The organism is Mycobacterium sp. NGS41, from assembly GCF_059812725.1.
Genome location: NZ_JCALDF010000039.1, coordinates 14,907 through 38,205, shown reverse-complemented (window position 1 = coordinate 38,205; position 23,299 = coordinate 14,907). Strand labels below are relative to the sequence as shown.

At 63.0% G+C, this 23,299-nt stretch carries 19 protein-coding genes and 1 pseudogene; 8 read left to right on the top strand and 12 right to left on the bottom strand.

Going from position 1 to position 23,299, the window contains the following annotated elements; genetic code table 11:
• Positions 1-3: 3 nt before the first annotated feature.
• From AC5Y21_RS23560 to AC5Y21_RS23550, 3 genes are all read right to left on the bottom strand, one after another.
• Positions 4-1,776 (bottom strand): N-acyl-D-amino-acid deacylase family protein, encoded by a 1,773-nt coding sequence (locus AC5Y21_RS23560; RefSeq protein ID WP_499916080.1) that lies wholly within the window; start codon positions 1,774-1,776, stop codon positions 4-6.
• 140 nt (positions 1,777-1,916) lie between these two features.
• Complete coding sequence (locus AC5Y21_RS23555; RefSeq protein WP_499916078.1) at positions 1,917-2,372, bottom strand: ATP-binding protein; 456 nt, start codon at positions 2,370-2,372, stop codon at positions 1,917-1,919.
• 16 nt (positions 2,373-2,388) lie between these two features.
• Positions 2,389-2,757 (bottom strand): STAS domain-containing protein, encoded by a 369-nt coding sequence (locus AC5Y21_RS23550; protein ID WP_499916076.1) that lies wholly within the window; start codon positions 2,755-2,757, stop codon positions 2,389-2,391.
• Between the two features lie 246 nt (positions 2,758-3,003).
• On the opposite strand from AC5Y21_RS23550, the pseudogene AC5Y21_RS23545 reads away from it, so the two are divergent.
• The 5 genes and pseudogenes from AC5Y21_RS23545 to AC5Y21_RS23525 all read left to right on the top strand — a co-directional run.
• Positions 3,004-3,529: pseudogene (locus AC5Y21_RS23545) on the top strand (cyclic nucleotide-binding domain-containing protein); the annotation flags it as partial.
• A gap of 238 nt (positions 3,530-3,767) precedes the next feature.
• A complete protein-coding gene (locus AC5Y21_RS23540; protein WP_499916074.1) occupies positions 3,768-4,661 on the top strand; it encodes a fructose bisphosphate aldolase in 894 nt (297 codons plus the stop codon).
• Positions 4,662-4,675: 14 nt separating this feature from the next.
• On the top strand, positions 4,676-5,491 hold the full coding sequence (locus tag AC5Y21_RS23535; protein ID WP_499916099.1) for an enoyl-CoA hydratase/isomerase family protein: 816 nt from the start codon (positions 4,676-4,678) through the stop codon (positions 5,489-5,491).
• Between the two features lie 101 nt (positions 5,492-5,592).
• Positions 5,593-6,639, top strand: a complete 1,047-nt coding sequence (locus tag AC5Y21_RS23530; protein WP_499916072.1) for an ABC transporter permease — start codon at positions 5,593-5,595, stop codon at positions 6,637-6,639.
• A 3-nt stretch (positions 6,640-6,642) separates the two neighbouring features.
• Entirely contained in the window at positions 6,643-7,635 is a 993-nt protein-coding gene (locus AC5Y21_RS23525; RefSeq protein WP_499916069.1) for an ABC transporter ATP-binding protein, read from the top strand.
• Positions 7,636-7,712: 77 nt separating this feature from the next.
• Here the strand turns inward: AC5Y21_RS23525 and AC5Y21_RS23520 are convergent, their stop codons facing one another.
• Genes AC5Y21_RS23520 through scoE form a run of 5 tightly spaced genes read right to left on the bottom strand, consistent with a single transcriptional unit; the run spans position 7,713 to position 15,178 of the window.
• Positions 7,713-11,915, bottom strand: a complete 4,203-nt coding sequence (locus AC5Y21_RS23520) for an AMP-binding protein (RefSeq protein WP_499916067.1) — start codon at positions 11,913-11,915, stop codon at positions 7,713-7,715.
• Positions 11,902-12,147, bottom strand: coding sequence for a phosphopantetheine-binding protein (locus AC5Y21_RS23515; protein WP_499916064.1), 246 nt, complete (start codon positions 12,145-12,147; stop codon positions 11,902-11,904). The genes AC5Y21_RS23520 and AC5Y21_RS23515 overlap by 14 nt, the downstream gene beginning before the upstream one ends.
• Positions 12,140-13,726, bottom strand: a complete 1,587-nt coding sequence (gene fadD10, locus AC5Y21_RS23510) for a fatty acid--CoA ligase FadD10 (protein WP_499916062.1) — start codon at positions 13,724-13,726, stop codon at positions 12,140-12,142. The genes AC5Y21_RS23515 and fadD10 overlap by 8 nt, the downstream gene beginning before the upstream one ends.
• A 22-nt stretch (positions 13,727-13,748) precedes the next feature.
• Entirely contained in the window at positions 13,749-14,312 is a 564-nt protein-coding gene (locus tag AC5Y21_RS23505; RefSeq protein ID WP_499916060.1) for an FcoT family thioesterase, read from the bottom strand.
• Positions 14,309-15,178, bottom strand: coding sequence for a (3R)-3-[(carboxymethyl)amino]fatty acid oxygenase/decarboxylase (scoE, locus tag AC5Y21_RS23500; protein WP_499916058.1), 870 nt, complete (start codon positions 15,176-15,178; stop codon positions 14,309-14,311). Before scoE ends, AC5Y21_RS23505 begins: the two co-directional genes overlap by 4 nt.
• Positions 15,179-15,338: 160 nt before the next feature.
• Here scoE and AC5Y21_RS23495 point away from each other — a divergent pair, with 160 nt between their 5' ends.
• Positions 15,339-16,148, top strand: coding sequence for a class I SAM-dependent methyltransferase (locus AC5Y21_RS23495; protein ID WP_499916056.1), 810 nt, complete (start codon positions 15,339-15,341; stop codon positions 16,146-16,148).
• 58 nt (positions 16,149-16,206) lie between these two features.
• Here AC5Y21_RS23495 and AC5Y21_RS23490 read toward each other — a convergent pair whose 3' ends face one another.
• From AC5Y21_RS23490 to AC5Y21_RS23480, 3 genes are read right to left on the bottom strand one after another with little or no spacing between them, the layout of a single operon-like run.
• The gene (locus tag AC5Y21_RS23490) at positions 16,207-17,340 is read right to left on the bottom strand and encodes a phosphotransferase (RefSeq protein WP_499916054.1); all 1,134 of its coding nucleotides are present in this window, start codon (positions 17,338-17,340) and stop codon (positions 16,207-16,209) included.
• A gap of 29 nt (positions 17,341-17,369) precedes the next feature.
• Positions 17,370-18,542, bottom strand: a complete 1,173-nt coding sequence (locus AC5Y21_RS23485) for a sulfotransferase family protein (RefSeq protein WP_499916052.1) — start codon at positions 18,540-18,542, stop codon at positions 17,370-17,372.
• Complete coding sequence (locus AC5Y21_RS23480; RefSeq protein WP_499916097.1) at positions 18,539-19,567, bottom strand: DUF1214 domain-containing protein; 1,029 nt, start codon at positions 19,565-19,567, stop codon at positions 18,539-18,541. The genes AC5Y21_RS23485 and AC5Y21_RS23480 overlap by 4 nt, the downstream gene beginning before the upstream one ends.
• A gap of 192 nt (positions 19,568-19,759) precedes the next feature.
• Here AC5Y21_RS23480 and AC5Y21_RS23475 point away from each other — a divergent pair, with 192 nt between their 5' ends.
• Positions 19,760-20,374 carry a hypothetical protein gene (locus AC5Y21_RS23475; RefSeq protein ID WP_499916050.1) on the top strand — a complete coding sequence of 205 codons (615 nt, stop codon included), beginning with the start codon at positions 19,760-19,762 and terminating at the stop codon, positions 20,372-20,374.
• Here AC5Y21_RS23475 and AC5Y21_RS23470 read toward each other — a convergent pair.
• The gene (locus AC5Y21_RS23470) at positions 20,364-20,960 is read right to left on the bottom strand and encodes a TetR/AcrR family transcriptional regulator (RefSeq protein ID WP_499916048.1); all 597 of its coding nucleotides are present in this window, start codon (positions 20,958-20,960) and stop codon (positions 20,364-20,366) included. The two genes, AC5Y21_RS23475 and AC5Y21_RS23470, sit on opposite strands and share 11 nt — an antisense overlap.
• 105 nt (positions 20,961-21,065) lie before the next feature.
• On the opposite strand from AC5Y21_RS23470, the gene AC5Y21_RS23465 reads away from it, so the two are divergent.
• Positions 21,066-23,291, top strand: a complete 2,226-nt coding sequence (locus AC5Y21_RS23465; RefSeq protein WP_499916046.1) for an acyl-CoA dehydrogenase family protein — start codon at positions 21,066-21,068, stop codon at positions 23,289-23,291.
• The last annotated feature ends 8 nt before the right edge of the window (positions 23,292-23,299 follow it).

The window sequence follows — 23,299 nt, the reverse complement described above, 5'->3', positions numbered from 1 at the left end:
GCTTTAACGTGCGCCGCGCACCAGACGGCCGGGGCGGGCCCCGGTGTCGACGTCCTTGCGACGGGTCACCGTTCCGCTGACGATGGTCGCCGTGTATCCGCTTGCGCCCTGCAGGATTCGGTTCCCGCCGGCTGGCAGGTCGAAGGCCATTGCGGCGGGATGCAGCGTCAGGGCGTTCATGTCGATGACGTTGATGTCGGCCTTCTTACCGACCTCGATGGTGCCGCGGTCGGTCAGGCCGAACAGATGTGCCGTGTCGCGGGACTGCTTGCGGATCACGTATTCCAGCGACAATTTCTCGCCCCGTTTACGGTCCCGCGCCCAATGCGTCAGCAGGAAAGTCGGGTACGAGGCGTCACAGATCATCCCGCAGTGCGCGCCGCCGTCGGATAGGCCGAGCACACCGGCGGGGTGCAGCATCATTTCGCGGATCGCATCGCAGTTGCCGTCGGCGTAGTTGAACAGCGGCAGCATCAGCATGGCGGTCGCGTTCCGTTCGAGCATGAGGTCGTACAGCGTGGACAACGGGTCCTCGCCGCGCGCCTTCGCGATGGCCGCGACGGTGCGGTCCGGGGTGGGCTCGTAGTCGGGCGGGTCACCCAGCGCGTAGAGGCGTTTCAGGGAGTGCTGCACCAAGGCGAACATGCCGTCGAACAACAGGGTCGGGTCGGCGGGCAGGTCTTCTTCGGACAGGATCGCCGCCTTCACCGCGGGATCGGCCAGTCGCTGCGGGAGCTCTTCGCGGCTGTACTCGGCCGCCAGCCGGCGGTAGGTGGGTCGATGGCTGAACCCGTGATGACCTTGGAAGCCGATCATCATGCCGAACGGGCGCGCCGCGACCTGCGGGTACAGCCGGCTCCCCGCCGCGTGCGCGTCCGCGGAGAGGTCCAGCATCTCGCGCCACAACTTCGGATCGGCATCCACCTGGATCAGCGCGAACGACACGGGCCGGTCGATCTCGCCGCTCAACCGCCGCATCCACTCCAGTTCCTTCTTGGGGGCGACGATGTCCTCGCCCGCTGATCCCTGCGGCGCCAGCTCGAACACCGCCTGGCCTCCGGCCGCCATGGCGCGGCCGAGACCGAACAGTTCCTCCTCGGCGGCAAAGGTGCCGGGCACGGGTTCGCCGTCCATCGCGCGGTGTCCCATGGTGCGCGAGGTGGAGAAGCCGAGCGCCCCGGCCTCGATCGCTTCGGTGACCAGTCGGCCCATTGCCGCGATGTCGTCAGGCGTGGCGGGCTCGTTTTTGGCACCCCGCTCGCCCATTGCGTAGGCGCGGATGGCGCCGTGGGCGACCTGGCTGCCCACGTCGATCGCAAACTTCTGCTTGCCGACGGCGTCGAGGTACTCGGGGTAGGTCTCCCAACCCCAGGTGATGCCCTCGGTCAGTGCGGTGCCGGGGATGTCCTCGACACCCTCCATCAACTCGATCAGCCATTCCTCAGTGCCGGGCCGCACCGGGGCGAACCCGACGCCGCAGTTGCCGGTCACCACGGTCGTCACGCCATGCCCGCTCGACGGCTCCAGCAAGCTGTCCCAGCTGACCTGACCGTCGTAGTGGGTGTGGATGTCGACGAAGCCGGGGGCCACCACATGCCCTGTCGCGTCGATGGTTTCGGTGGCACCGGCCGTCTCCAAACCGGCCGGTCCGGTGTCGTCGGCACCGCGGCGGACAACGTCGACGACCTTGCCGTCCTTGATGCCGACATCAGCGCGATAGCGTTCGGCGCCGGTGCCGTCGACGACAGTGCCACCGATGATCTTCAGGTCGAACATGAATTCCTCCAGGGCAGCGAACCCAGGCTTGAGGGGCGATTACGCTACGCGACGTAGCGTATGTATCGACGGTAGGCGTCCCGATGGTTGGAGTCAATGAATCCGTTGGCCGCGGTGGCGCAGCCGAGGGCTCACACGGCTCAGGCGGTCGATCTGGGGTGCGTCAGGTTAGTCCAGGTCAGCCTGACGTTCGTCCCGTGCGGGGTGCCGTCGATGACGGCTTCATCCGCGAGCGCTCGCATCAGTGGGATGCCGCGTCCCCGAACCGCGCACCGTCCTCCCGCGGTGACCGGCGCCGGAACATTCTGACGCCAACGCCCGCGATCGTTGATTGTCACGTCGAGCGTGTCGGAATCGACATCGTAGGCTGCGCTGACATCCATCGTCCCGAGCTGCGCGTCATCGGCGTAGGCGAATTCAGCGGCGTTCGCAATCGCCTCATTCACCGCCAGAAGCAGGTCGTTGAATCGTTCGGCACCGAGCGTGAAATGCCTGTCCAGCCAGCTCCCGAACTCGGTTCGGGTGCGAGCGGCGCTGGGCGCGTCTGCGACAACGCGCTTTCGCACAAACCGTGATTGGTCGTCGACGTGAGACATCGAAGACGGCCAACGATCAGCTATCGCTCAGCGCGCTATCAAGCGTGCTGTACAGCGGTAATACGGAGTCAATTCCCATGAGCTTTATCGGACGGCTGGTCGCCGGTCCCTCCGCGACAACCGCGAACCGAGTGGGCGGCGAGATCTCGGCCTGCGCGGTAACCAGGGCGGTCATGCCGGCCGAGGCGAGGAATTCCACCTTCGACAGGTCGACGATCAACGCCTCGGGCTTGGCGGCCAGGGCAGCGTGTATCGCCTCGGTCAGCTTGGGCGCGGTGAGCATGTCCACTTCACCCGCGACGGTGAGCACGATTGCCTGCCCCGCCTGGTGTCTCCCGACGTCGAACGGCGTCGGTTCGATGGGATTGCCGGATTGTTCGACCATGCTGTTTTCTCACATCCGTCCCTGCCGGGACAGTTCCCAGACAACCACTGCTTAGCCGGGGGCTGTTGCTTCAACCCTTACGGGGGAGTGGCGTCGATCCAAGTGGAGGTGTAGCGGAACCTCCAAGCCAGTCCTCATCGTAGGCCACGCGGGCACCACCGGACGTCAACGGCCCGCGGGGGCGGGTCCCGGACCACGTTTTACCAGCCGCATTCACCCCGCCCGCGCGCTCGCAGCCGGGAGATCCGCGCGATCGCCCTGGATCCGCCGCTGATCCTCGCCGACGAACCGACCGCGCATCTCGACTTCATTCAAGTGGAGGAGGTGCCGCGGCTGATCCGTGAACTCGCGGACCGGGAGCGCGTGGTGGTGGTGGTCGCCACCCACGACACGGATGCTGCCGATGGTCGATCGCGTGGTCGAGCTGACGCCGACTTCACAGTGACGACTCGGCCACCCGAAACGCAGGAGCTGAAAGCCGGCGAAGTACTGTCGAGCAGTCCACCATGGGCGAGTTGACTACGTGGTGTTTGAGGGCGAGATCGAGATCCTGCACGAAATAGCCGATGGCGGCGAGGAATTGGTCAAGGTGATCGGGACGCGGGACTATTTCGGCGAAATGGGTGTGCTGTTTCGTATGCCGCGTTCGGCGACGGCGCGCGTCCGCACCGATGCGACCGTAATCGGTTACACCGCACCGATATTCCGCGAGTGTCTCGGTATAGGTGGTCTGCGCGACGTGGTTGAGCACCGCGAGCTTGCCAGCGACTGATTCGTCAAAGGGTTTCCGCCGGTGTGCCAAGCGCCCAGATCGACGCTAGCGCGGGGTCTACTCGTACATTTCCGCGCTTGCGTCGATCTCGACGGGACCGGCTAGAGCCGCCGGACTAGACTCGCGTCTGACAATCTGCCTTAACTGCGCTGTGGATGGCCGAATATCGTCGGTACGATTCGCGCCTGATTGTGGGTAATCACGAACAGGAGCGACCACCACGAGGGAGGAGAATCCTATGCCGAACGACCAGCAAGCGGACCGGATGACGTCGGGCAAGGGGTTCATTGCAGCGCTCGACCAAAGCGGTGGCTCGACGCCAAAGGCACTGCGTCTGTACGGCATCGAGGAAGACGAGTACTCCTCCGAGGAGGAGATGTTCGACCTTATTCACCAGATGCGTTCGCGGATCATCACCTCTTCGGCGTTCACTGGCGATCGGGTGCTGGCGGCGATCTTGTTCGAGCAGACCATGGACCGCGAGATCGCCGGCACGCCGTCGACGACCTATCTCTGGGAGACGAAGGGTGTGGTGCCCATCCTCAAAATCGACAAGGGGCTGGCGGAGGAGTCCGACGACGTGCAGCTCATGAAGCCGATACCGGGGCTGGACGAACTGCTGGAGCGGGCCGTGCGCAAGGGCGTTTTCGGCACCAAGGAACGGTCGGTGATTGGCGGCGCCAACCCCAAGGGCATCGCGGCGGTGGTTGCTCAGCAGTTCGAGGTGGCCCAGCAGGTGCTGTCGCACGGTTTGGTGCCCATCCTCGAACCCGAGGTCACCATCTCCATCTCGGACAAAGGCGAGGCCGAGAAAATCCTTCGCGATGAAATCACCGAGCGACTCCAATCCGTGCCCGATGGGCAGCGCGTGATGCTCAAGCTGAGCCTGCCTACCGAGGCCAACTACTACCGTCCATTGATTCAACATCCGAAGGTGATGCGGGTGGTTGCCCTCTCCGGCGGCTACTCTCGCGAGGAAGCCAACGAGCTGCTGGCGAAGAACACCGGTTTGATCGCCAGCTTCAGCCGCGCGCTGACCGAGGGACTTTCGGCCGACCAATCTGACGAGCAGTTCGACGCCACACTGGACAAGTCGATCCAGTCGATCTACGACGCCTCGGTCGCCGGCTGAGAACGGCGGCGGCCCTGACCGATCTCACGGTAGCCATAGCCGACGGCGTCGCGCTGCTGACCTTCAACCGTCCTGAGCGGCGTAACGCCTACACCGCGGAGATGGCTGCGCTGCTGAACCACGCCTACCGGCAGTGCGACGACGACGACGCGGTGCGCGCGATCGTACTCACCGGAGCCGGTGACGCGTTCTGCGTGGGCGCGGACTTCTCCGCGGCGGCAAGCCCTTTCGACGCGCCGACGGACTCTTCCGCGTTCACGGCCACACCCACCGACCCGGCCGCGTTCGAGCTACGCACGCCGGTCATCGCAGCCGTCAACGGGCACGCCATCGGGATCGGCTTGACCATCGCGTTGCAGGCAGACATCCGGATCATGGCTGCCGATGCGAAATACGCTGTCGCGCAGGTGCGGCGGGGCGTCATACCCGACTGCATGTCGCATTGGACGTTGCCCCATCTCGTCGGGGGCAGCGTGGCGGCCGACATTCTGTTGACCGGACGCACGTTTGACGGCGCCGAGGCCGCGGCCATGGGGATCGCGACTCGTGCACTGTCCGGCGACAATGTGCTCGAGCACGCGATGACGGTGGCGCGCGACATCGCCGTCAATGTTGCGCCGATGTCCGTCGCGCTGAGCAAACGCCTGCTCTGGGACACGATGATCAAGGGCTATACGCCGCGCCAGGTCGCGGCCCTCGAGACCGAACTGCATCACCGGGTGATGGGCAGCAGCGATGCGCGCGAGGGCATCGACGCGTTCCTTCAGCACCGTCCGGCGCGCTGGAGCCGGTCGGTGTCGGCGGATTGGGAACCGCTGCCAAACGTATGACGCTGCGATGAATGCGAAGTGGGCCTACCGCTTGCGCAATATCCGACATGTTCGGGCAGCAAAGCTTAAAAAATGCGGTCTTGAAAAGGTACGTTCTGGGGATGCTCTTTGCGGCCTTGCGTGACATGCAATGGCGAAAACGGCGCCTCGTCATCACGATCCTCAGCACCGGACTGATCTTCGGGATGACGCTCGTGCTGACCGGGCTGGCGAACGGATTCCGGGTGGAGGCCAGGCACACCATCGATTCCATCGGTATCGACCAATTTGTGGTTAAAACCGGCGCGGCCGGACCCTTCGCGGGTTCGATACCTTTCCCCGAGGTTGACCTGGCCCGGGTGGCGTCTGAGCCTGGCGTCGAGGCTGCCGTCCCCCTGGGGTGTGTGGTGACGATGATGCAGGAAGGCAAGTCAACGCGAAACGTCACGGCCTTCGGCGCGCCCGAGCATGGGCCCGGCATGCCGCAAGTCCCTGAGGGTCGGGCACCCTCGGCACCGGACGAGGTCGCGGTGTCCAGCACAATTAGCCGCCACGTCGGCGACAGCCTGGAGGTCGGTGCCCACGTGCTCCGCATCGTCGGCATCGTGCCGAATTCCACGGCAATGGCGGTTCCCAACATTTTCCTGACGACCCAAGGCATACAGCAACTGGCCTACAACGGGCAGCCGCTGATCACGTCGATCGGGATCAAAGGCAATCCCCGAGCCCTGCCCGACGGCTACCAGACCTTCGACCGAACGGGCGCTGTCAACGAGCTGGTGCGCCCGCTGAAGGTCGCGGTCAGTTCGATATCGATCGTGGCTATCTTGTTGTGGATCGTGGCAGTGCTGATCGTCGGATCCGTCGTATACCTCTCCGCTCTCGAGCGGCTGCGAGACTTTGCAGTGTTCAAGGCCATTGGCGCACCGACACGCTCGATCCTGGCGGGGCTTGCCCTCCAGGCCCTCATCATCGCGCTACTCGCGGCGGTGGTGGGCGTGCTCCTTGCGCAGCTGCTGGCACCACTGTTCCCGATGATTGTCGCGGTGCCCGTCGGTGCCTACCTGGCGCTACCGGTGGTCGCAATCGTGATCGGCCTGCTGGCCAGCCTTCTCGGACTCAGGCGCGTGGTGGCCGTCGATCCCGCGCTCGCGTTTGGAGGTCCTTGAGCGGTGGGCGATCTCAGTATTCGGAACCTGGTCGTCGAGTACTACAGCGGCGGCTACGCTTTGCGGCCGATCAATGGATTGAACCTCGACGTGCCAACCAGCTCGTTGGCAATCCTGCTGGGTCCCAGTGGCTGCGGGAAGACGACGCTGCTGTCTTGCCTCGGCGGCATCCTGCGGCCCAAGTCCGGAGCAATCAAGTTCGAGGGCGTCGACATCACGGCTCTGGACGGCGCCGCACTGGCGCAATATCGGCGGGAAAAGGTAGGCATCGTCTTCCAGGCGTTCAATCTTGTGCCGAGCCTCACTGCGCTCGAGAACGTGATGATTCCGCTGCGCTTGGCCGGATGGTCACGCGGGGCAGCGCGAGAGCGCGCCAAGGAACTACTGGCGCGGGTCAATCTGGACGAGCGAATGAAACACCGCCCTGGTGACCTGAGCGGCGGCCAGCAGCAACGCGTCGCCGTGGCTCGTGCGATCGCACTGGATCCGCCGCTGATCCTCGCCGACGAACCGACCGCCCACCTCGACTTCATCCAGGTGGAGGAGGTGCTGCGGTTGATCCGAGAACTTGCCGACGGTGAGCGTGTGCTGGTGGTCGCCACTCACGACGCCCGGATGCTGCCGCTGGCCGATCGCGTCGTGGAGCTGACACCCGATTTCCCGGAGACCGGTCGCCAACCCGAGACCCTGGAGGTCAAGGCCGGCGAGGTGCTGTTCGAGCAGTCAACGGCGGGCGAGCTGATTTACGTGGTGACCAAGGGTGAGTTCGAGCTTGTGCGTGAATTAGCAAACGGCGGTGAGGAATTGATCAAGGTCGTGGGCCCGTGGGACTACTTCGGCGAGATCGCTGTGCTGTTTCACATGCCGCGTTCGGCCACCGCGCGTGCCCGCACCGATGCGACCGTAATCGGCTACACCGCGCCGGCATTTCGCGAGCTTGTCGGTATGGGTGGTCTACGTGATGTGATCGAGCACCGCGAGCTCACCAGAAAGTAATTCGGTAGGGCCATCCGAGCGATTACGGTTCTGTCGCAACGCAAACGATGCAGAAGACGGACCAACGCTTGAGTTGGCTATCTGACAACCTCTTCCAGTGACTGTGAAAAGTTATGAGTCAGAAGGGACCGCAAATACTGTGGTGGCGCGGCCAGCTCTGCGACGGATTCGACCTCGAGGGCGATGGTCGGGTAATCCGCCAGGTACTCCGTGTATGAGCGTGTGCCCAATTTCATGCCCAAGCTGAGCCAGGCATCAACTACCGACCATCTCCGCGGATTTCCCTTGGCCCAGTCACTTTCATCCAGGCGGTACTTCCACTCAGCGACATCAAGCTCGTCGAGCGCATACCCGCTGAGCAACTCGGCATATGCCACCGCTTCACCGCGTACCACAGTAATTCCGCGTCCCAGCTCCGATGAGTCTGCCAACCGGCCCAAGATTGCGTTCGCCACGGCCCGGCCGGTGGTGACCTCTTCGGTCAATGTCAGGGAAGGGTAAGCCCGCACCGCAATACAGGCATCGACAACCGAGAGCAGAATGTCGGCGGAGTCGTGCAGTTGATGGGCTTCGCCAAGTACCCGCGGCAGACGGACGATGGTGAAATCGAGGGCCTGCGGCGATCCGGCCACGACCAGCTCCGCGAGTGACTTCGATGCCGCATAAGGATACGGTGCATCGCGGGGGTCGGTGACGCGCGGCACGGTGACATCCGCATTGACGACAAACGTCGACAGATGCACCAGCCTCGCAGCATTGTTCGCGCATGCCTCGGCGATAGCGGAAACCAGCCCCACGTTGGCCAACCGAAGTTCGCGGTATGGCACAAGCACATTGGTGTTGCCAATGCAGTTCACGACGGTTCCGGCGCCAGTGTCGCGTATCAGGGCCTCCAGCTCTCCTCGGCCGAACTCAGGAGGCAATTGCTCGATCCGTACCCCATCGGCACTGCGGAGATCTGCCCACGGATTGTGTTCGGGGAGTTTTGATCTCGTGGCCAGGATCACCTCGGGACACGGCACGCCCGACCGTCTGAGATCGAGGACCGCTTGGGCGAACCCCGTGCCGAGAATTCCCGACGCGCCCAGCACGACGATTGCCTCTCCTCCGCGGCTGTTAAGGGCTTGTTTGACGCTCGACTCATCAGGCGGGCGTTGTGGCCGCAGCGAACCAAGATCGGCAGCTATCTCGGCGGCGGTGTCAACGTCCATCCATGCATCGGCTGTCGACGCGTCATCGATTAGGTTGGCGGCGGTATCAGCACTGATCAGATCCAGAATCGAGAGGTGCCGGCCCAGATACGTGCGGGTGTCGGGAAGGATTCTGATGAGATCCAACGAGCCGACCCCTTCGCCCAGGAGCGATGAGTCCGGCCGGATGGCCCTCCCGAGATGCCGACTCCAGACTTCCGCCAGGCCAGCCGCCTGCTCAGCCACCCCGGCGTCGTCTAGCACCGTATTCACGAACTGAGGCATCGTCCGCAAGTTGTCGCTGTCGACCTTGCCGTTGGGCTTTCTAGGTATATTCGGCACGCCCACAACGAAAAACGAAGACACCCCCGAGCTTACGAGGATGAGCCTGATTCGTGCCGCTGCCGCAGCATCCTCGTCGGCCTCGCGGGTCCGTGGGGTTTCGAACCACACCCCGAGACTTCCGTTGTGAAGTTCGACCGCAACATCGGATACCGCGGGGTCTTCGGAGATACGCCTAGTTACCTCAGCGGTGTCGACTCGCTTGCCGGCAATCTTGACGATGGCGTCTTTGCGTCCGGAGAAGACCGGAAAACCCTCGGCATCAAGCGTCACACGGTCGGCGGTGGCAAATGCGCGAAGTCGCGAACCGTCACGGGTGGTCACGGTGCCGAAGCTGCGGTCATCCGTCCCCAGATAGCCCGAGGAAACCAAATCTCCCACGATGATCACTTCACCGAAACTTAGGAACACCGAATTCGGTGCTATCGGCCGGCCCAGCCTGAGCCGGGCGTTGCCCGCAACGGTTGTTTCGCCGCAGGCGATCGGCAAATAGGTGACGACGACCGTGGTCTCTGTCGGGCCGTAAGTCGAGAGAAGCGAGATCGTCTGCGAAACACCAGAATCGAGCCACTTGTCGACGGCGCTGGGGCGGATGGCTTCACCGCCGATCACGATCTGTCGGAGACGAGAGCGGCGGATCACGTCAATCGCGTCGCTGTCTTCGCACAACAGGTGCCAGACGGCGGTCGGCAAGTCGACGACTGTCGCCTCCTTGGCGACGAGATCTCTGGCAAGCGCGTCCAGGTCGCCGGTCTTCATTCCGGTGGATCGGACCAGCCCCGATCCGCAGATCGCGCCCCCGAAGATCTCCTCGACGCTGATGTCCGACGTCAGTGGCGCACATTGGAGGATGGTGTCCTGCGGCCCCCAGCCGTAGGCATGTCTGGCCGCGTCACAGAAAAGCGCGAGTGAACCGTGTGAGATTCGGACCAGCTTGGGTTGCCCCGTCGACCCCGAGGTAGGCATGATGTACGCAGTCCGGGCGGCGAGGGAAATATCTTGTGCCACTTGCCTAATGCGCTCGTTCACGAGCTGTATTGACTCATCACTCAGATTCTCCGCCAGCGGAGCAGCACTCACGTCGACCACATGTGCCGAAACGCCGTCGATGTAGTCGGTAATTGCGTTTTTCCGCAGGGAAATCTCGTCGACGGTGTCGCAGACGCTGTAGCCGCAGCCAGCAAGGTGGCACGCAATCAGTAAATCTATGGTCCTGGCGGTGTTGTCGTCGGTTAACACCAAGACGTCGCCGGGGTCGGCGCCGTTCTGCACCAACCAGGCAACCCACTGCGAAACGTAGGGACGGCTTTCCAGTATTCGGTGCACCCCTCCGGTGGCGTCCAAAAACCACGCAGGCGCGGTCGGCAGCTGTGTCCTGGTTGCCGCATCGTCCTGGCAGCGGGCCCCATCCGGACCGACACCGAACCACTCGTCGACGGTCATGGCAATCGGCCGATCCCACATTGTTGCCATCGATTCCAGCGCAGCAGCGATCCGTTCTGCGACCCGGTGGTGCATCCTATGCTGGGTCAGATCCGCTCTGTTCCAGATAGCCAGGTCAAGTGTGCACTGCTCTTCGTCCAGAACACACGCGACGGTCATGCCCTCGACCGGACCGATATCCGTCGCAACCGGTGCTTCCGACAAGAACGGGCGAAGACCGGGCGCACATGCCTGGCGGATGAAATTGAGCGTCAACGCCTCAACGTGAGATGTCCGGTTGGTCGCCAAATACATTCGGCGATAGTGCTCTTCACGAAACCATCGGCGTCGTACCGCCTTGACATACCCCCGGTCGAGCATTCGCACGACGTCCTGTACCGACGCAAATGGAGAAAACCTGACCGAGTGCGCAACTGAGTTGACCAGGCATGTCGCGACATTCAGATCAGGATCGCCGAACCGGTTGTCCACCGGATGAACGAGCAGGCCGTCGGTGCTTTGCCGAAGGCTCGCATCGACCGCGACGGCAGCTGCGGCCACCAGCACGTTGAGCGGGACCCGCTTCGCTTCCGACAGGGCAAGGATTGCGTCGAAGGCGTGGCCGGAGATCATCACTGATTCGTTGAGGACCCCCTTAGCTGCCATACCAGGAGCATCGTTTGTGCCCTGTCCTTGCCCGCCGTAACGCGCCTCGTCGGCGAGCTCACGCTGCACGACATCGGCGAGACGCTGTTGCGATTCTTCGACTTTGGCCGCCTCACGGCGGTGTGCTTCCGCAAGCTTCGTCAGGCCATCTGTGAGAGAAGGGATTTCGGTAGGAGGACTGGTCGCGAGGTGTCGGGCCAGAGCGACCTCGATGATCGCCGTCGCGCCGCCATCAACCAGAATGTGGTGGGTATGGACGTCGAGGCCCGAAACGTAGCCGTTTTCGTCTGTCCGCACGGTAAAGCGCGCCAGTGGCTTACCGAGGATGCCGGCAGACCACGTGCGCTTCAGGTCGTCGGCACTACCATTAGTCTGGTCTGCCCGCACATGCACAATGTCATCGAATGTCAGCCGCGGTACGAGATCTGGATAGCCAATCCCCGTCGCAGACGTCTCGAGAACGCAAAGTTGCACGGCGTTTTCGAGAATCGTCGCTTCCAGGGCAGCCAGGAATCCCGACAGCTCCAGCGGATGGAACCGATAGCTCTTGCCAATCAGATACAACGCGGGATCGCCATCCTGCAGCACCCCGTTGTAGAGGTTTTGTTGCGACCTACTTAGCGGAACCCGATCCACGCCGGGTTCTTCAGGCGCTCTCACGGAGATTCTCCAGCTCCTTAACCCAGGCCTCTATCGACAGGTTTTCCGCCAGTCGGGACGGCACGTCGGATTCCCGGTCCACGCCAAGGTGCTTCATGATGAGAACGAACCGAACAGAATCCAGCCCAAGGTCTCTGAGATCGGTGGCATCACCGTCAGTGAGATCCGCTTCTTCGATGTACAACACATCGCAGACAGCAGCGAAGACTTTTTCCCTCAAGGTGTCAACCACGAACGACCACCCCGACTTTGTCGCCGCTTATCGTCGCGGCCAGTGAAGTCCGCATGACCTTGCCGGACTGCGTTCGAGGAATATCGGTGACGATCGCGATCGTCGAAGGCCGCGCCATCGACTCCGATTCTTGCCGAAAACGAGCCGCAATTGCTTGTTTGAGCTTGCGGGCTTCTGACTCTTCCAAAGGCGTCGAGGGGATCACAGCCAAACCCACCAGGGCTCCGAACTCCGCATCGGGAATTTCGTAACATGCGGCCTCGCGGACGCCCGAAACCCCCTCCGCGATGCGATCAACCTCGTCGGGCGCGATGTTCACACCACCGGAGATGATCATTTCCGATGATCTGCCCTTGATGTAGAAGAAGCCGTCATCGTGGCGTTCCAGAAGATCGCCGGTATTCACCCACCCGTCGACAAGAACCTCTTGGGTGCGTTCTGGGTTATTCCAGTACCCCAGCATGTTCGCCGGCGATTTGATCCACAACGTGCCGAACGAGGCGGAATGATCATGGCCAACTGCGTTGGGCCCACGGTCATCTGGGCCTGCCAGATAAACCTCCACGCCAGGATACGGACGTCCTACCGCACCCGCCTCGATTTTGGCGATCGAGCCGTCATCGGTCGGCAAACACAAAGCGGTGCAACCCGTCTCGCTCAATCCATAGACCTGTGCGGTGCGAACACCCGTAGCTTCGATGAATCGCACGTCGGCCGCGATTGCCCGTGAACCGCCGTATCCAAGCAGTCGCAGCGACGGCAGCTTCGTGTCGGCCAACTTCAGTTCGGCAACCAGTTTCGAAAGAAGAGTTGGAACCACGCACGTACTGGCGACCTCATTGTTCTTGAGCAGCTCCATGAGGGAGGACGTGTTCTCACCGCCGGTGATACACAAACAACCGCGCATCAAACAAGTGAATATCCACCACAGTCCGCCGACATGCGTAGCCGGCAGCGGCGAGTAGGTGGTTTCGCCGTCGACCCAGGTGACCCAATTCAAACCGTTGTCCCGCAAGATGTCCGGGATGGAAAAGAAAGTGCGATTGGCCAGCAGCACCGCTTTGGGCTCGCCCGTCGTACCGCTGGTGAAGATCATCGCCAGCGGATCGTCGGCGCCCAGTTCTGGGGTGTTCGAATCCACTGGGTGAACGGTCTCACGCACGCCCGCGGTCACATCGACCCTGGTCGCCGGTATCGATTGCAGACCATCAGGCAGGCCGGACGATGCGGTCCTGCTTCCCGGTGCGATGAGAATCGCGCTCGGGGTGGTTACCTGACCGAATCGATCGATGGTGGCGGGCGGGAGATTACCGTCCGCCATGACGGCTATCGCTCCGAGCTTCGCGCAGGCCAGCACGGACAGGTATGTCTCGGGTCCGTTGTCGGAGATGACCAGCACACGGGATCCGCGAGAAACCGACTGTGCGGCAAGCGTCGCGGCAAGCCTGTTGACTTCGGCGACAAGTTCGGAGTACCGCAGAGCGCTTTTGCCGTCGCAGCGGCGCAAGGCGATTGCCTCGGGCCGCTGCCGGGCCTGCTCGACGACCCGTTCCAGCACCGTAAGCGGTGAGTGCGACATGGCTGTAAGTGTCCCCCGTAACTTACGGGATGTTAAGGGCCGCTAATTCGACCTCGCCGGACGCGGCTCCGCCGAACTCGTCCCAGAACTCGATCGAGCACTCGATGTTGAGATAGCGCGTCCTGCGGTCGACCACCTGGAAGTTCTGGCACATCAAGCGTGCGGAGAACGCCGGAGCGTGGATCATCCTTTTGAATCGCGATGCCGTGTTCTTGATCAGCATGCTGGGCAGCTGGAGGTCGAAATAGTCCGAGATCGACCAGCCCCGTAGTACCGGAATCTCCTCGTTGAGGATCGCCGGCGCGAACGCACTGTATGCGAGTTGATTGAAGCACATGATGAATTCCGCGGCATTGAAGTGGCCCGTGCTGCGAATATAGGCGGGCTCGCCAATGCTGAAGTTTCCAGTTGCGAGGACCGAGTCAGGGGTAGCTTTGTACTCGGCGTCAAGCAGATAGCGGCATCCCTTGTAGGCGTACGGGTCAAGGACTCTGACGAGCAGATCCTCTCCGATCGGAGTGGTTTCGGTGATCGCTGCGATTTCTGCCGCGGTCTGGGCGGGGAGGGTCAATTCCATGGTAGTCATGCTGCATATCCTGGTGTCGTCAGGCCGTCCAACATGGTCAGCCGGTGGGTGGTTAAATGGCCTGTGGCAGTGCCGTGCTTTGCGCGATGCATGAGAACGCGGTTGTCCCACAGAATGATGTCGCCAACTTCGTAGTGCTGAGTATGTATAAACGGCGATTCGAATTCGGTATCGAGCTGGCCGGTGGCGGCCATGAGTTCTTGCAGAATCGACGGGTCAAGCAAATTCCCGTCCTTGTCCTCGATCTTGGTGGTGCCCGAGGCGCAGATGTAGAGGATTTCTTCCCCGGTGTGCGGGTGCCTGATGACCGTGGGCCACTTGATGGGGGGTGTGGTCCGGGTGATCTCGTCCCAGACGTCGCCGATTGGTTTGTGCACATCGCTAGGGCGGATTTTGATGTGGCGCCGCGGGTCGTGAGTACTGAGCGTTCCGCGGACTGGGTCCTGCTTAGCGGCGGGCAGCGATTCCCACACTTTATTCAAATCGATGAAGTAGGTACCGCGGTCGCTTCCTGGCACTGAAAGAGGCAATACCATGGAAAACGCAAATGGCTCTGGCATGAACATGTAATCGATGTGCCAGAACGCGCCGGTCTTCGGGACGCCATGTCCTTCCTCGGTGGAGGAGACAAAGATCTCTGAATGATCCTTGTGGTGATACATGGGCTCGTAGTAGGTAACGATGTCCCCGATTATTCTGCCAAGTTTTATGAATTCTTCGGGAGAGGGGTGGACGTCTTTAAGAACAACGAGTTTGTTCGTGTAGACGATTTCACGGATCTCCTCGGTAGTGAGATGGTCCAGGTTCTTGGGATCAAGCCCGGTGACTTGGGCGCCGAGTCCCTCGCCTTTCACATTGAGCGTCATGTACTGTCGTCTCCTGAATTCCCACGCCGTTCGATTGATGTGCATAAGGGAAACCCAGGTCACTCAACGGATTCTTGACGGATCCTTGGAGGATTCTTGGAGTCGCCGAGATAATAGGAAAAGTTCGCACTACCCGCGTCTCGGTGCTTAGGGTGAATCCATGTCAGTCGTCGATGGCCGTCATCTCGACGGGATATCCGAAACCGCTCTGCTCACTCTGCATCAGCGGGCCACGGAGGCCGCGCGGCCTGACGGGATCATCGACGACCCAATGGCTATCGTCCTGCGCGACAGCATCGAGTACGACTACCACCACTTCGGCCGCACCCACCAAGCGACCGCCTTGCGAGCCTTGGCATTCGATAGCGGTTCGCGCGAATATCTGGACACCCATCCGCGTGCCACGGTGGTCGCATTGGCAGAGGGCCTGCAGACCAGCTTCTGGCGCCTCGACAATGGCGAGCTGACCTGGCTCTCGGTGGACCTTGAACCGATCGTGCGGCTGCGCCGGCAGCTACTTCCGGAATCGGATCGGCTGCGCTACTGTGCCCAATCCGCGCTCGCCTATTCCTGGATGGACCAGGTAGACGACACCAACGGTGTGCTGATGACGGCCGAAGGTCTGTTCCAGTACCTGGAGCGCGATGTGGTCTTCGACCTGATCGCGGCCTGCGCCAAACGATTTCCGGGTGGCCAGTTACTCTTCGACAGCATCCCGTGGTTTTTAAGCGCGTATTCGCGCAGACGCGGCTTCAGACCCAGTAAGCACTACACGGTTCCGGCGATGCCGTTTTCCTTTACCGCCAATGAGTACGCCAAACTGCGTGCTTTCGCCGGTGTAAGCGCGGTGCGCGAGCTACCGGCTCCTCCGGCGCGCGGCAAGTTTTTGCGGTGGGCTATTTCGCTGGCATACAGGCTGCCTCAGCTCGATCGACTCCGGGCCCCTGTGACACTTGTCGAATTCGGTTGAGGGCGCTGGAGCCGGTCGGTGTCGGCGGATTGGGAACCGCTGTCGGAGGTGGGACGCGCTACAGCGAAGCCTTCAGCGCCGCGATGGTTTCCAGATCATCAAGCGCGTCGACGCCACGTCGCAATCCCTCCATGGCAATGTCTTCGACCTGCATTCCGCCCATCCCCGCCGTGATCAGCGCGGCGACGTACGCGTACAGCGCGCCCTGGCGGAACCGCAGCCACAGATCGTCGCGGCCCAGCTCGGGTCCGCCGGCTGCCGCCAGGGCCCGACGGTAGTCGTCGAGCAGCTCATGCTGAGCTGCCCGGCGGTCTTCCGGCGTCAGGCTGGTGACCAAGGTGTAGGCGAGTTCACGGGACGGGTGTCCGCGCCGTACCGCTTGCCAGTCCAGAAGTCCCGCCTCGCCGTCGCGAAAGTACATGTTGCCGGGATGAGCGTCGCCGTGCATGACCGTGTGCGGCGGAGTGTCGATCAAAGCCGCGACCGCCCGGTAGTTGTCGGCGATGAACCGGCCCTTGTCAATCGGGATGGTGCTGCGCTCCGCGAGCCGCTTCATCGAGGTTTTCATCAGCGTGCCGGTCAACAGTGAAGTGACGTCACCCGACGGCGTGTAGAGCCACCCCAGCGGGCCCCGCCCGTCACCGGGCATGCGGTCCCAGAAGGTGGCATGCAGCTTGGCCAGCAATTCGACGATGAGGCTGGCCTGGTCGGTGGAGATCGGGTGCAAGGTGTCCGGAAAGACGCACGACGCGGGAAGATCCTCGAGGACCAGCAGATAGCGACCCGTCCAGGTGTCGAATGCCGACCCGTAAGTTTTCGGGACGCCGGTGAGTTCGGGCGCGAGTTGGCTGTAGAAACGCACCTCGGTGTGCCCGAGCCGACCAAGTTCACCCATCAACCGGGTGGCGGCGGTTTGCGCGGCGAGTTTGACGAACACCTGGCCCGGTACGCCGTCGCCGGTCAGGGCCAACCGTGCCCGTGACGACGTCCCCGCGTCGTTATCGAGCACGCTGACAGACGCGACGTTGGTGCCCATGACGTCGGAGAGAACGGCGGCATCGAGTTCATGGACGGTGCGCGGCAGCCCCACTCGGCTTCCGATCGCGGCGTCGGTGGCGACCCGGCCGATGCACCGGCTCAAATGAGCGGCCAATCCGAGGACCGGGAGAGCCTGAGCTACAGGGCTTTTCATAACCATCCATTCTGGCTGCGCGGCAAACATCACCGCAGCTGCTCGGTCGGCACTCCGTAGCGATCCTGATAGGCACTGACCCGCCCACGAACCTCATCGGCATTCAGCCCAGTGTCTGACCAGGTGTAGCGCCCGCGACCGCCGTCCCCCGGATGGACAGTCAGGAAGTCGCGCATCTTCTGCTCGGCCTCGGGTCGCAGCTCGCGGCCCAGCTTTCGATAGATGTCCTCGATCGTCGCCCACGGATCGGTCATGAAATCGGTATACAGCACGTCGATTACCCGGGCGGCGGGCGCGGCACCGCTGTCACGCAGCGCCATCTCACGTTCGAGGCCGACGACGATCTCCTCGTAAGACTGGGCCGCGCACTCAGCGATGCTGGACTCGTCGGTGCCCATTCGCCGTAAGTGGTGGGTCAGCGCTGCGATCGAGGAGATGACATTGAGCGGATCGCGGTGCGTCTGCACAATCAACGCGTCAGGGTATTCGCCGAACAGGTCATCCAGGTGCCACAAATGCGCGGGCGACTTCAGTAGCCACTGACCGGGCACTCCAGATTGCAGATGCTGCAAGAAGATTCGGTGGAAGCGGTAAGCGCCGGCATGGTCCGCCTCATGAAGCAGCCAGCGGTAGTAGCTCGGCAGGCGGTACTGCACCGAGAAGATCATACTGGTGAACTCGCTGGCCGTGATACGCACGCACTCCTGCCCGACGAGCGCGCCCATCGGATGAAAGGCCAGGAACCCGGGAATGATCTGTTCGGAAAGCTCGATGCTGGCCTGTGTGGCCGCGATACGCGGATCGTTGTGGTAGGTCTCAGGCCGCGGCACCGGGCACGGCGCATCGACCTCCCACGTCAGCGGTGCGCGCATCTGCGGATCCTGCGCGAGCAAGTCGTAAAGGATCGTGGTCCCGGTGCGGGGTTGGCCGACAATGAAGATCGGTGAAGTGATTGGCTTGCTGGCGATTTCGGGTCGTTGCTTGCGCCACGCGATGACACCGAGCCGGTTCTTCAGCGCGCGCATGATGTCGAGATAGGCGATCTCCACACCAATCGCCGAAAGCCGCGCCTCATTGACCAACCCGTCGGTGAGAAGCTGCAGTCCGGCCTGCCAGCCGTCCTCGCCGAAGTCGTCGCAGCCGGCTTCCTCGCATGCGGTCGCGACCAGCGCGTCAGGGGCGAACCGCTCCTGCAGCGTCACGTCCGCTCCTCACCTCGGCGTCGCACAGACACTTTGACATCGGGTGGAGTTGGGTTGTCCAGCCAGCGCAGCACCACGAAGCCGCGGTGTCGGCCGCCGGTGTCGAGCCAATGGCCAAACCCGAAGTCCTGCGCCGAGATTGCGATGTGTACCCGTCCGTCAGCGTCGGGCTGTATCTCTTTGTTGGTCACGGAGCTGTGTCGTCGACGCGGCTCTGCGCACTCATGCCAGATGTTTTCCAGCGTGACGTTCCAGTACCGAGTGTCGGGTGGCTGGATGTCGAGCACCAGGGCCTGACCAGGCTCGAGCCGGAAGCTTCCCATCATGTACAGGTTGTCGGGCGTGGTATCGGCCGCACCCAGGTCAGCGGCATGAGCGGTCAGCAGAGTGTTGGGACTATCCAGGAGCTCGGGCTTGATGGTCCGATGCAGCGTGGCCAGTTTCATCAGTGACCACGCCATCGCCGTGAACTGGTCGGCGAGTTCGCTGTCGGTAAGTGGCGCAACGGGACTCGGATCAAGCGCCTCGATCGTCAGCGTTGCCAACCGTTCCGTTTCGCGATCACCGATGTACTCCCGAACGACCACCGACGACGCATCCTCGGGAATCTGCACCCACTGCGCCCCCGCCAGATCGGCAGGCGCCTCTGCCGCGAGCACGATCGCGAAGTTGCCGTCGCTCAGTGCCAGGTCGACGTCGCTGATGTGGTTGGACATTCGGCGTGGCGTCAGTCCTGTGCCGGCGAGAATCTGGAGTCCGAGGTAGGCACTTGTGCCCCTGGTGCCGTTGATGCGGTACCGGCGGTCGCCGAGGATCATCGCCAGGTAGTAGTTGCCGTCGGGATTCGGGCCGCCGATCATCCGGTTCGGGGAGCACATATCGAAGAACGACGGCCGGTCGAGGTCGGCCTCGACCGCCATTTGCGAACAGAGCGAGGACACCCGGGCAATCACGCGCAGCCCTTCAAGAAGTTCCCGCTCCGTTTCGGCATCCTCGGTGACTATATTGGTGACGTTGCCCAGCATTTGCTGGAAGAACTGCCACGCTTCATTGGCGCGAGCAGACGCAAAAGCACCCAAATCTTCGGCGTGTCGGGCGCTTTTGTGTCTGCTCGCCGGGTCTTCGGTCATAGACGCCTGCCTTCTGTGATCCAGGTTGGGCTGATCTTAAAGTCGTATTGGCCAGGTTTGCCAGGCCTGGTGTGGGATGCTGCGTGAGTGTCCGCTGCGAAGGCGGTGCCCCCTGCCGGGGTGGTGACGTTTCTCTTCACCGATGTCGAGGGTTCGACCCGTCGGTGGGAAACCGACGCGGATGCGATGCGGACAGCCTTGGCCGCGCATGACGAGTTACTGCGCAAGACCATTGAGTCTCACGGCGGCCGCTCGCGTGACGCGATGCGCCGAGGCCTGGTGGTCGCTCAAGAGAGCGGCAACCGTTACAACGAAACCCACCTGGCGAATCTTCTCGGTCGTCTCGAGGCCAGATACGGGAACCCTTTGGCTGCGCTCGATTTCCTGGCCCTCGCCATCCGCAACTACCACGACTCGGGCAACAGCACCATCATGCGCGTGCCGCTTGGCCATCTCGCGACGTTTCTCGGCAGGCTCGGACGCGACGAGCCGGCCGCAACCATTGCCGGCTATGCGTTCAGTTCCATCACCGAAGGCTGGATCGAAATCAACAGCGTGATCGCACACCTACGTGATGTCCTTGGTGACGAAAGCTACGAATCGCTCGCTCGCAATGGTGAATCGATGACGCCCACCGCGATCACAACCTACGCCTTTGACCAGATCGACCAGGCCCGAGCAGAACTCAGCGCTATCTTGTAGTCAGCGCTGCCACGATAATTCGGGTGGTCAGTTCGGCGCGGTGCCGTGAATAGCGTTGCACGCCAGACAGGATCGGATAGACGACGCCGCCGACGATGGCGTCCGCGGCGGAGTCGGCGGTCGGTTCGTCGATGCCGCCGTCGCGCAGCCGGTTCCGGACGCTGTCGTGCAGCGGCTTGCTGAACCCGGCGCGCAGCTTCATCGCGGTGTCCTCGTGCTCCATGCCGGCGACCGTCAGGGTGCGCAGCATTGCTGAGCCGCGGACCGTCGTCAGGCTGGTAGCGAGTTTGCCCGCCCACTCGACCAGGTCGTCGGCCAAGTCACCGGTGTGGCGGACCGATGCGAGAATCTTGTCGGCGTCTTCGAGCATGACGTCGGCGACCAGTGCCGACCGGCTGGGCCACCAGCGGTAGATGGTCTGCTTTCCCACGCCGGCCCTGGCTGCGACCGCCTCGATGCTCAAACCGTCGAATCCGCGCTCGAGCAGCAAGTCCCGCGTCGCGGTGACGATCGCCTTGCGCGACTTCTCGCTTCGCCTCCTCGGCGGACTCGCTTGCGGGTTAGCCCGGCTGAGACCGGCTGGCATTTGGTGATCCTCTCCGGGGCCGACCGCGCTTTACATATCATGGCCCGCCCCGTAGTCTGCCACAAGACGAGACGGTTCGTCTTGTAATACGAAAGGTATCTGCCCGTGAGCCTGGGGCTGACCCCGGAGCAGCAGGCGCTCAGTGAATCCGTCGGTCAGTTCGCTGCCCGGAATGCGCCGATAGCTGCGACACGGGATAACTTCGATGCGCTTGCGGCCGGGCATCTTCCGTCATGGTGGGATGCACTGGTTGCCAACGGCTTTCACGCGGTGCACCTGCCCGAGCACCTCGGTGGTCAGGGCGGCCGACCGATGGACGCCGCCTGCGTGCTGGAGTCGGCGGCCAAGGCACTGCTGCCCGGACCATTGCTGCCGACGGTGATCGCGGGAGCCGTCGCGCTGCTGGCCGATCCGGCGCCAGCCGCCGAATCACTGATACGTACCATCGCAGCCGGTACACCCGCGGCGGTCATCCTGCCCGACGACGGCGACTTCCATGCACGTGCCGACCAAGAGCAATGGCTGGTCACCGGCGCCTCGGGCGTCATCGCGGGCGCGCGTTCAGCGCAGATGATCCTGGTCGGCGCACGTGCCACGCAAGGCGACATCGTGTGGGTGCCGGTGGATACCGGCAAACCCACGGCCACAGTCGAATCCGTACGCGGCACCGACCTGGTCACCGATGTGGGAATCCTGCGCCTTGCGAACTACGCTGCGGCTGAGTCAGACATACTCACCGGCATCGAACCTGATCGCGCAGCGTCTATCGTGCTGGGACTGGTCGCGAGCACCACCGCCGGAATCGCTCAGTGGTGTGTCGAGGTGGTGACCGAGCACCTGCGCACCCGAGAGCAATTCGGCAAGTTAATCGGTACGTTTCAGGCCTTGCAACACAACGCGGCGATGCTGTTGGTCAATAGCGAGTTGGCCGCCGCGGCGGCGTGGGACGCGGTGCGTGCCGTCGAGGAATCAATCGACCAGCACCGGCTCGCCGCGGCTGCAGCGGCGGTGATCGCGATCGCGCCGGTGCCCGACCTGGTGCTCGACGCGCTCACCATGTTTGGCGCCATCGGCTTCACCTGGGAACACGACGTACACCTGTACTGGCGGCGGGCCACCAGCCTGGCCGCGTCGATCGGCGGGGCAAACCGTTGGGCCCGACGGCTGGGACAACTGACATGTACCCGGCAGCGTGATATGTCGGTCAACCTCGGCGACGCCGAACCAGAATTCCGGTCGTGGGTGGCCGAGACCCTGGACGCGGCGCTGGAGCTGCGCAACGACCAACCCGGCCGTCAGGGTGACTACGAAGACTTCAAGACCGGGCCGCAACGCACCTTGATCGCCGAAGCAGGTCTGATCGCGCCACACTGGCCTGCACCGTGGGGAATTGGCGCAGGCCCGCTGCGGCAGCTCATCATCGACGACGAGTTCGCCAAGCGACCCGCGCTGGTCCGTCCCTCACTGGGCATCGCCGAGTGGATCCTGCCGTCAATGCTGCGCGCCGCAACAGAAGACTTGCAGGAGAAGCTGATACCGCCGACCCAGCGCGGCGAGATCGCGTGGTGTCAGCTGTTCAGCGAGCCGGGTGCCGGATCCGATCTCGCCGCGTTGACCACCCGTGCGACCAAGGTCGACGGCGGCTGGAATATCAACGGGCACAAGATCTGGACATCGGCGGCGCACCGGGCGGACTTCGGGGCACTGCTGGCCCGTACCGACCCGACGGCCGGCAAGCACCGTGGGATCGGCTACTTCATCGTCGACATGCGATCTCCCGGCATCGAAATCCAACCGATCAAAACGGCAACCGGCGACGCGCACTTCAACGAGGTCTTCCTCACCGATGTGTTCGTCCCGGACGAGCTGCTGCTCGGCGGCGCGTGCGAAGGCTGGAGCTTGGCAATCGCGACCATGGCCGAAGAGCGTTCGGCCATCAGTGGTTACGTCAAGTTCGACAGGGCGGCCGCATTGCGCGAGTTCGCCGCAAAACCGGGTCCGGACCGCGACGACGCGGTGCGAGCGCTCGGCGAGCTGGACGCATACACCAACGCCATCAAGTCACTAGGTGTGCGGGAAACCATCCGGCTGCTGGACGGACAGCCGTCCGGGCCGGCGTCGAGCATCGCCAAGGTGGCGATGAACGTGCTGCTGCGCCGCACGTTCCAGGCCACGCTGCAGTTGACCGGAAGGTTGGCGATGGTCGCCGACTCCGACCCGGCCATCGTGGAGCCGTATCTGCACCTGCCCGCCGAGCTGTTAGGTGGCGGCACCAGAGAGATTCAACTGAATATCATCGCCCAGATGATCCTCGGTCTGCCCCGAAAGTAAGGACAAGA

Excerpts from the sequence above, each read along its gene's own strand:
- AC5Y21_RS23560 (WP_499916080.1), bottom strand. The coding sequence starts at position 1,776 with ATGTTCGACCTGAAGATCATCGGTGGCACTGTCGTCGACGGCACCGGC.
- AC5Y21_RS23555 (WP_499916078.1), bottom strand. The coding sequence starts at position 2,372 with ATGTCTCACGTCGACGACCAATCACGGTTTGTGCGAAAGCGCGTTGTC.
- AC5Y21_RS23550 (WP_499916076.1), bottom strand. The coding sequence starts at position 2,757 with ATGGTCGAACAATCCGGCAATCCCATCGAACCGACGCCGTTCGACGTC.
- AC5Y21_RS23540 (WP_499916074.1), top strand. The coding sequence starts at position 3,768 with ATGCCGAACGACCAGCAAGCGGACCGGATGACGTCGGGCAAGGGGTTC.
- AC5Y21_RS23530 (WP_499916072.1), top strand. The coding sequence starts at position 5,593 with ATGCTCTTTGCGGCCTTGCGTGACATGCAATGGCGAAAACGGCGCCTC.
- fadD10 (WP_499916062.1), bottom strand. The coding sequence starts at position 13,726 with ATGTCGCACTCACCGCTTACGGTGCTGGAACGGGTCGTCGAGCAGGCC.
- AC5Y21_RS23505 (WP_499916060.1), bottom strand. The coding sequence starts at position 14,312 with ATGACTACCATGGAATTGACCCTCCCCGCCCAGACCGCGGCAGAAATC.
- scoE (WP_499916058.1), bottom strand. The coding sequence starts at position 15,178 with ATGACGCTCAATGTGAAAGGCGAGGGACTCGGCGCCCAAGTCACCGGG.
- AC5Y21_RS23495 (WP_499916056.1), top strand. The coding sequence starts at position 15,339 with ATGTCAGTCGTCGATGGCCGTCATCTCGACGGGATATCCGAAACCGCT.
- AC5Y21_RS23490 (WP_499916054.1), bottom strand. The coding sequence starts at position 17,340 with ATGAAAAGCCCTGTAGCTCAGGCTCTCCCGGTCCTCGGATTGGCCGCT.
- AC5Y21_RS23480 (WP_499916097.1), bottom strand. The coding sequence starts at position 19,567 with ATGCTGGGCAACGTCACCAATATAGTCACCGAGGATGCCGAAACGGAG.
- AC5Y21_RS23470 (WP_499916048.1), bottom strand. The coding sequence starts at position 20,960 with ATGCCAGCCGGTCTCAGCCGGGCTAACCCGCAAGCGAGTCCGCCGAGG.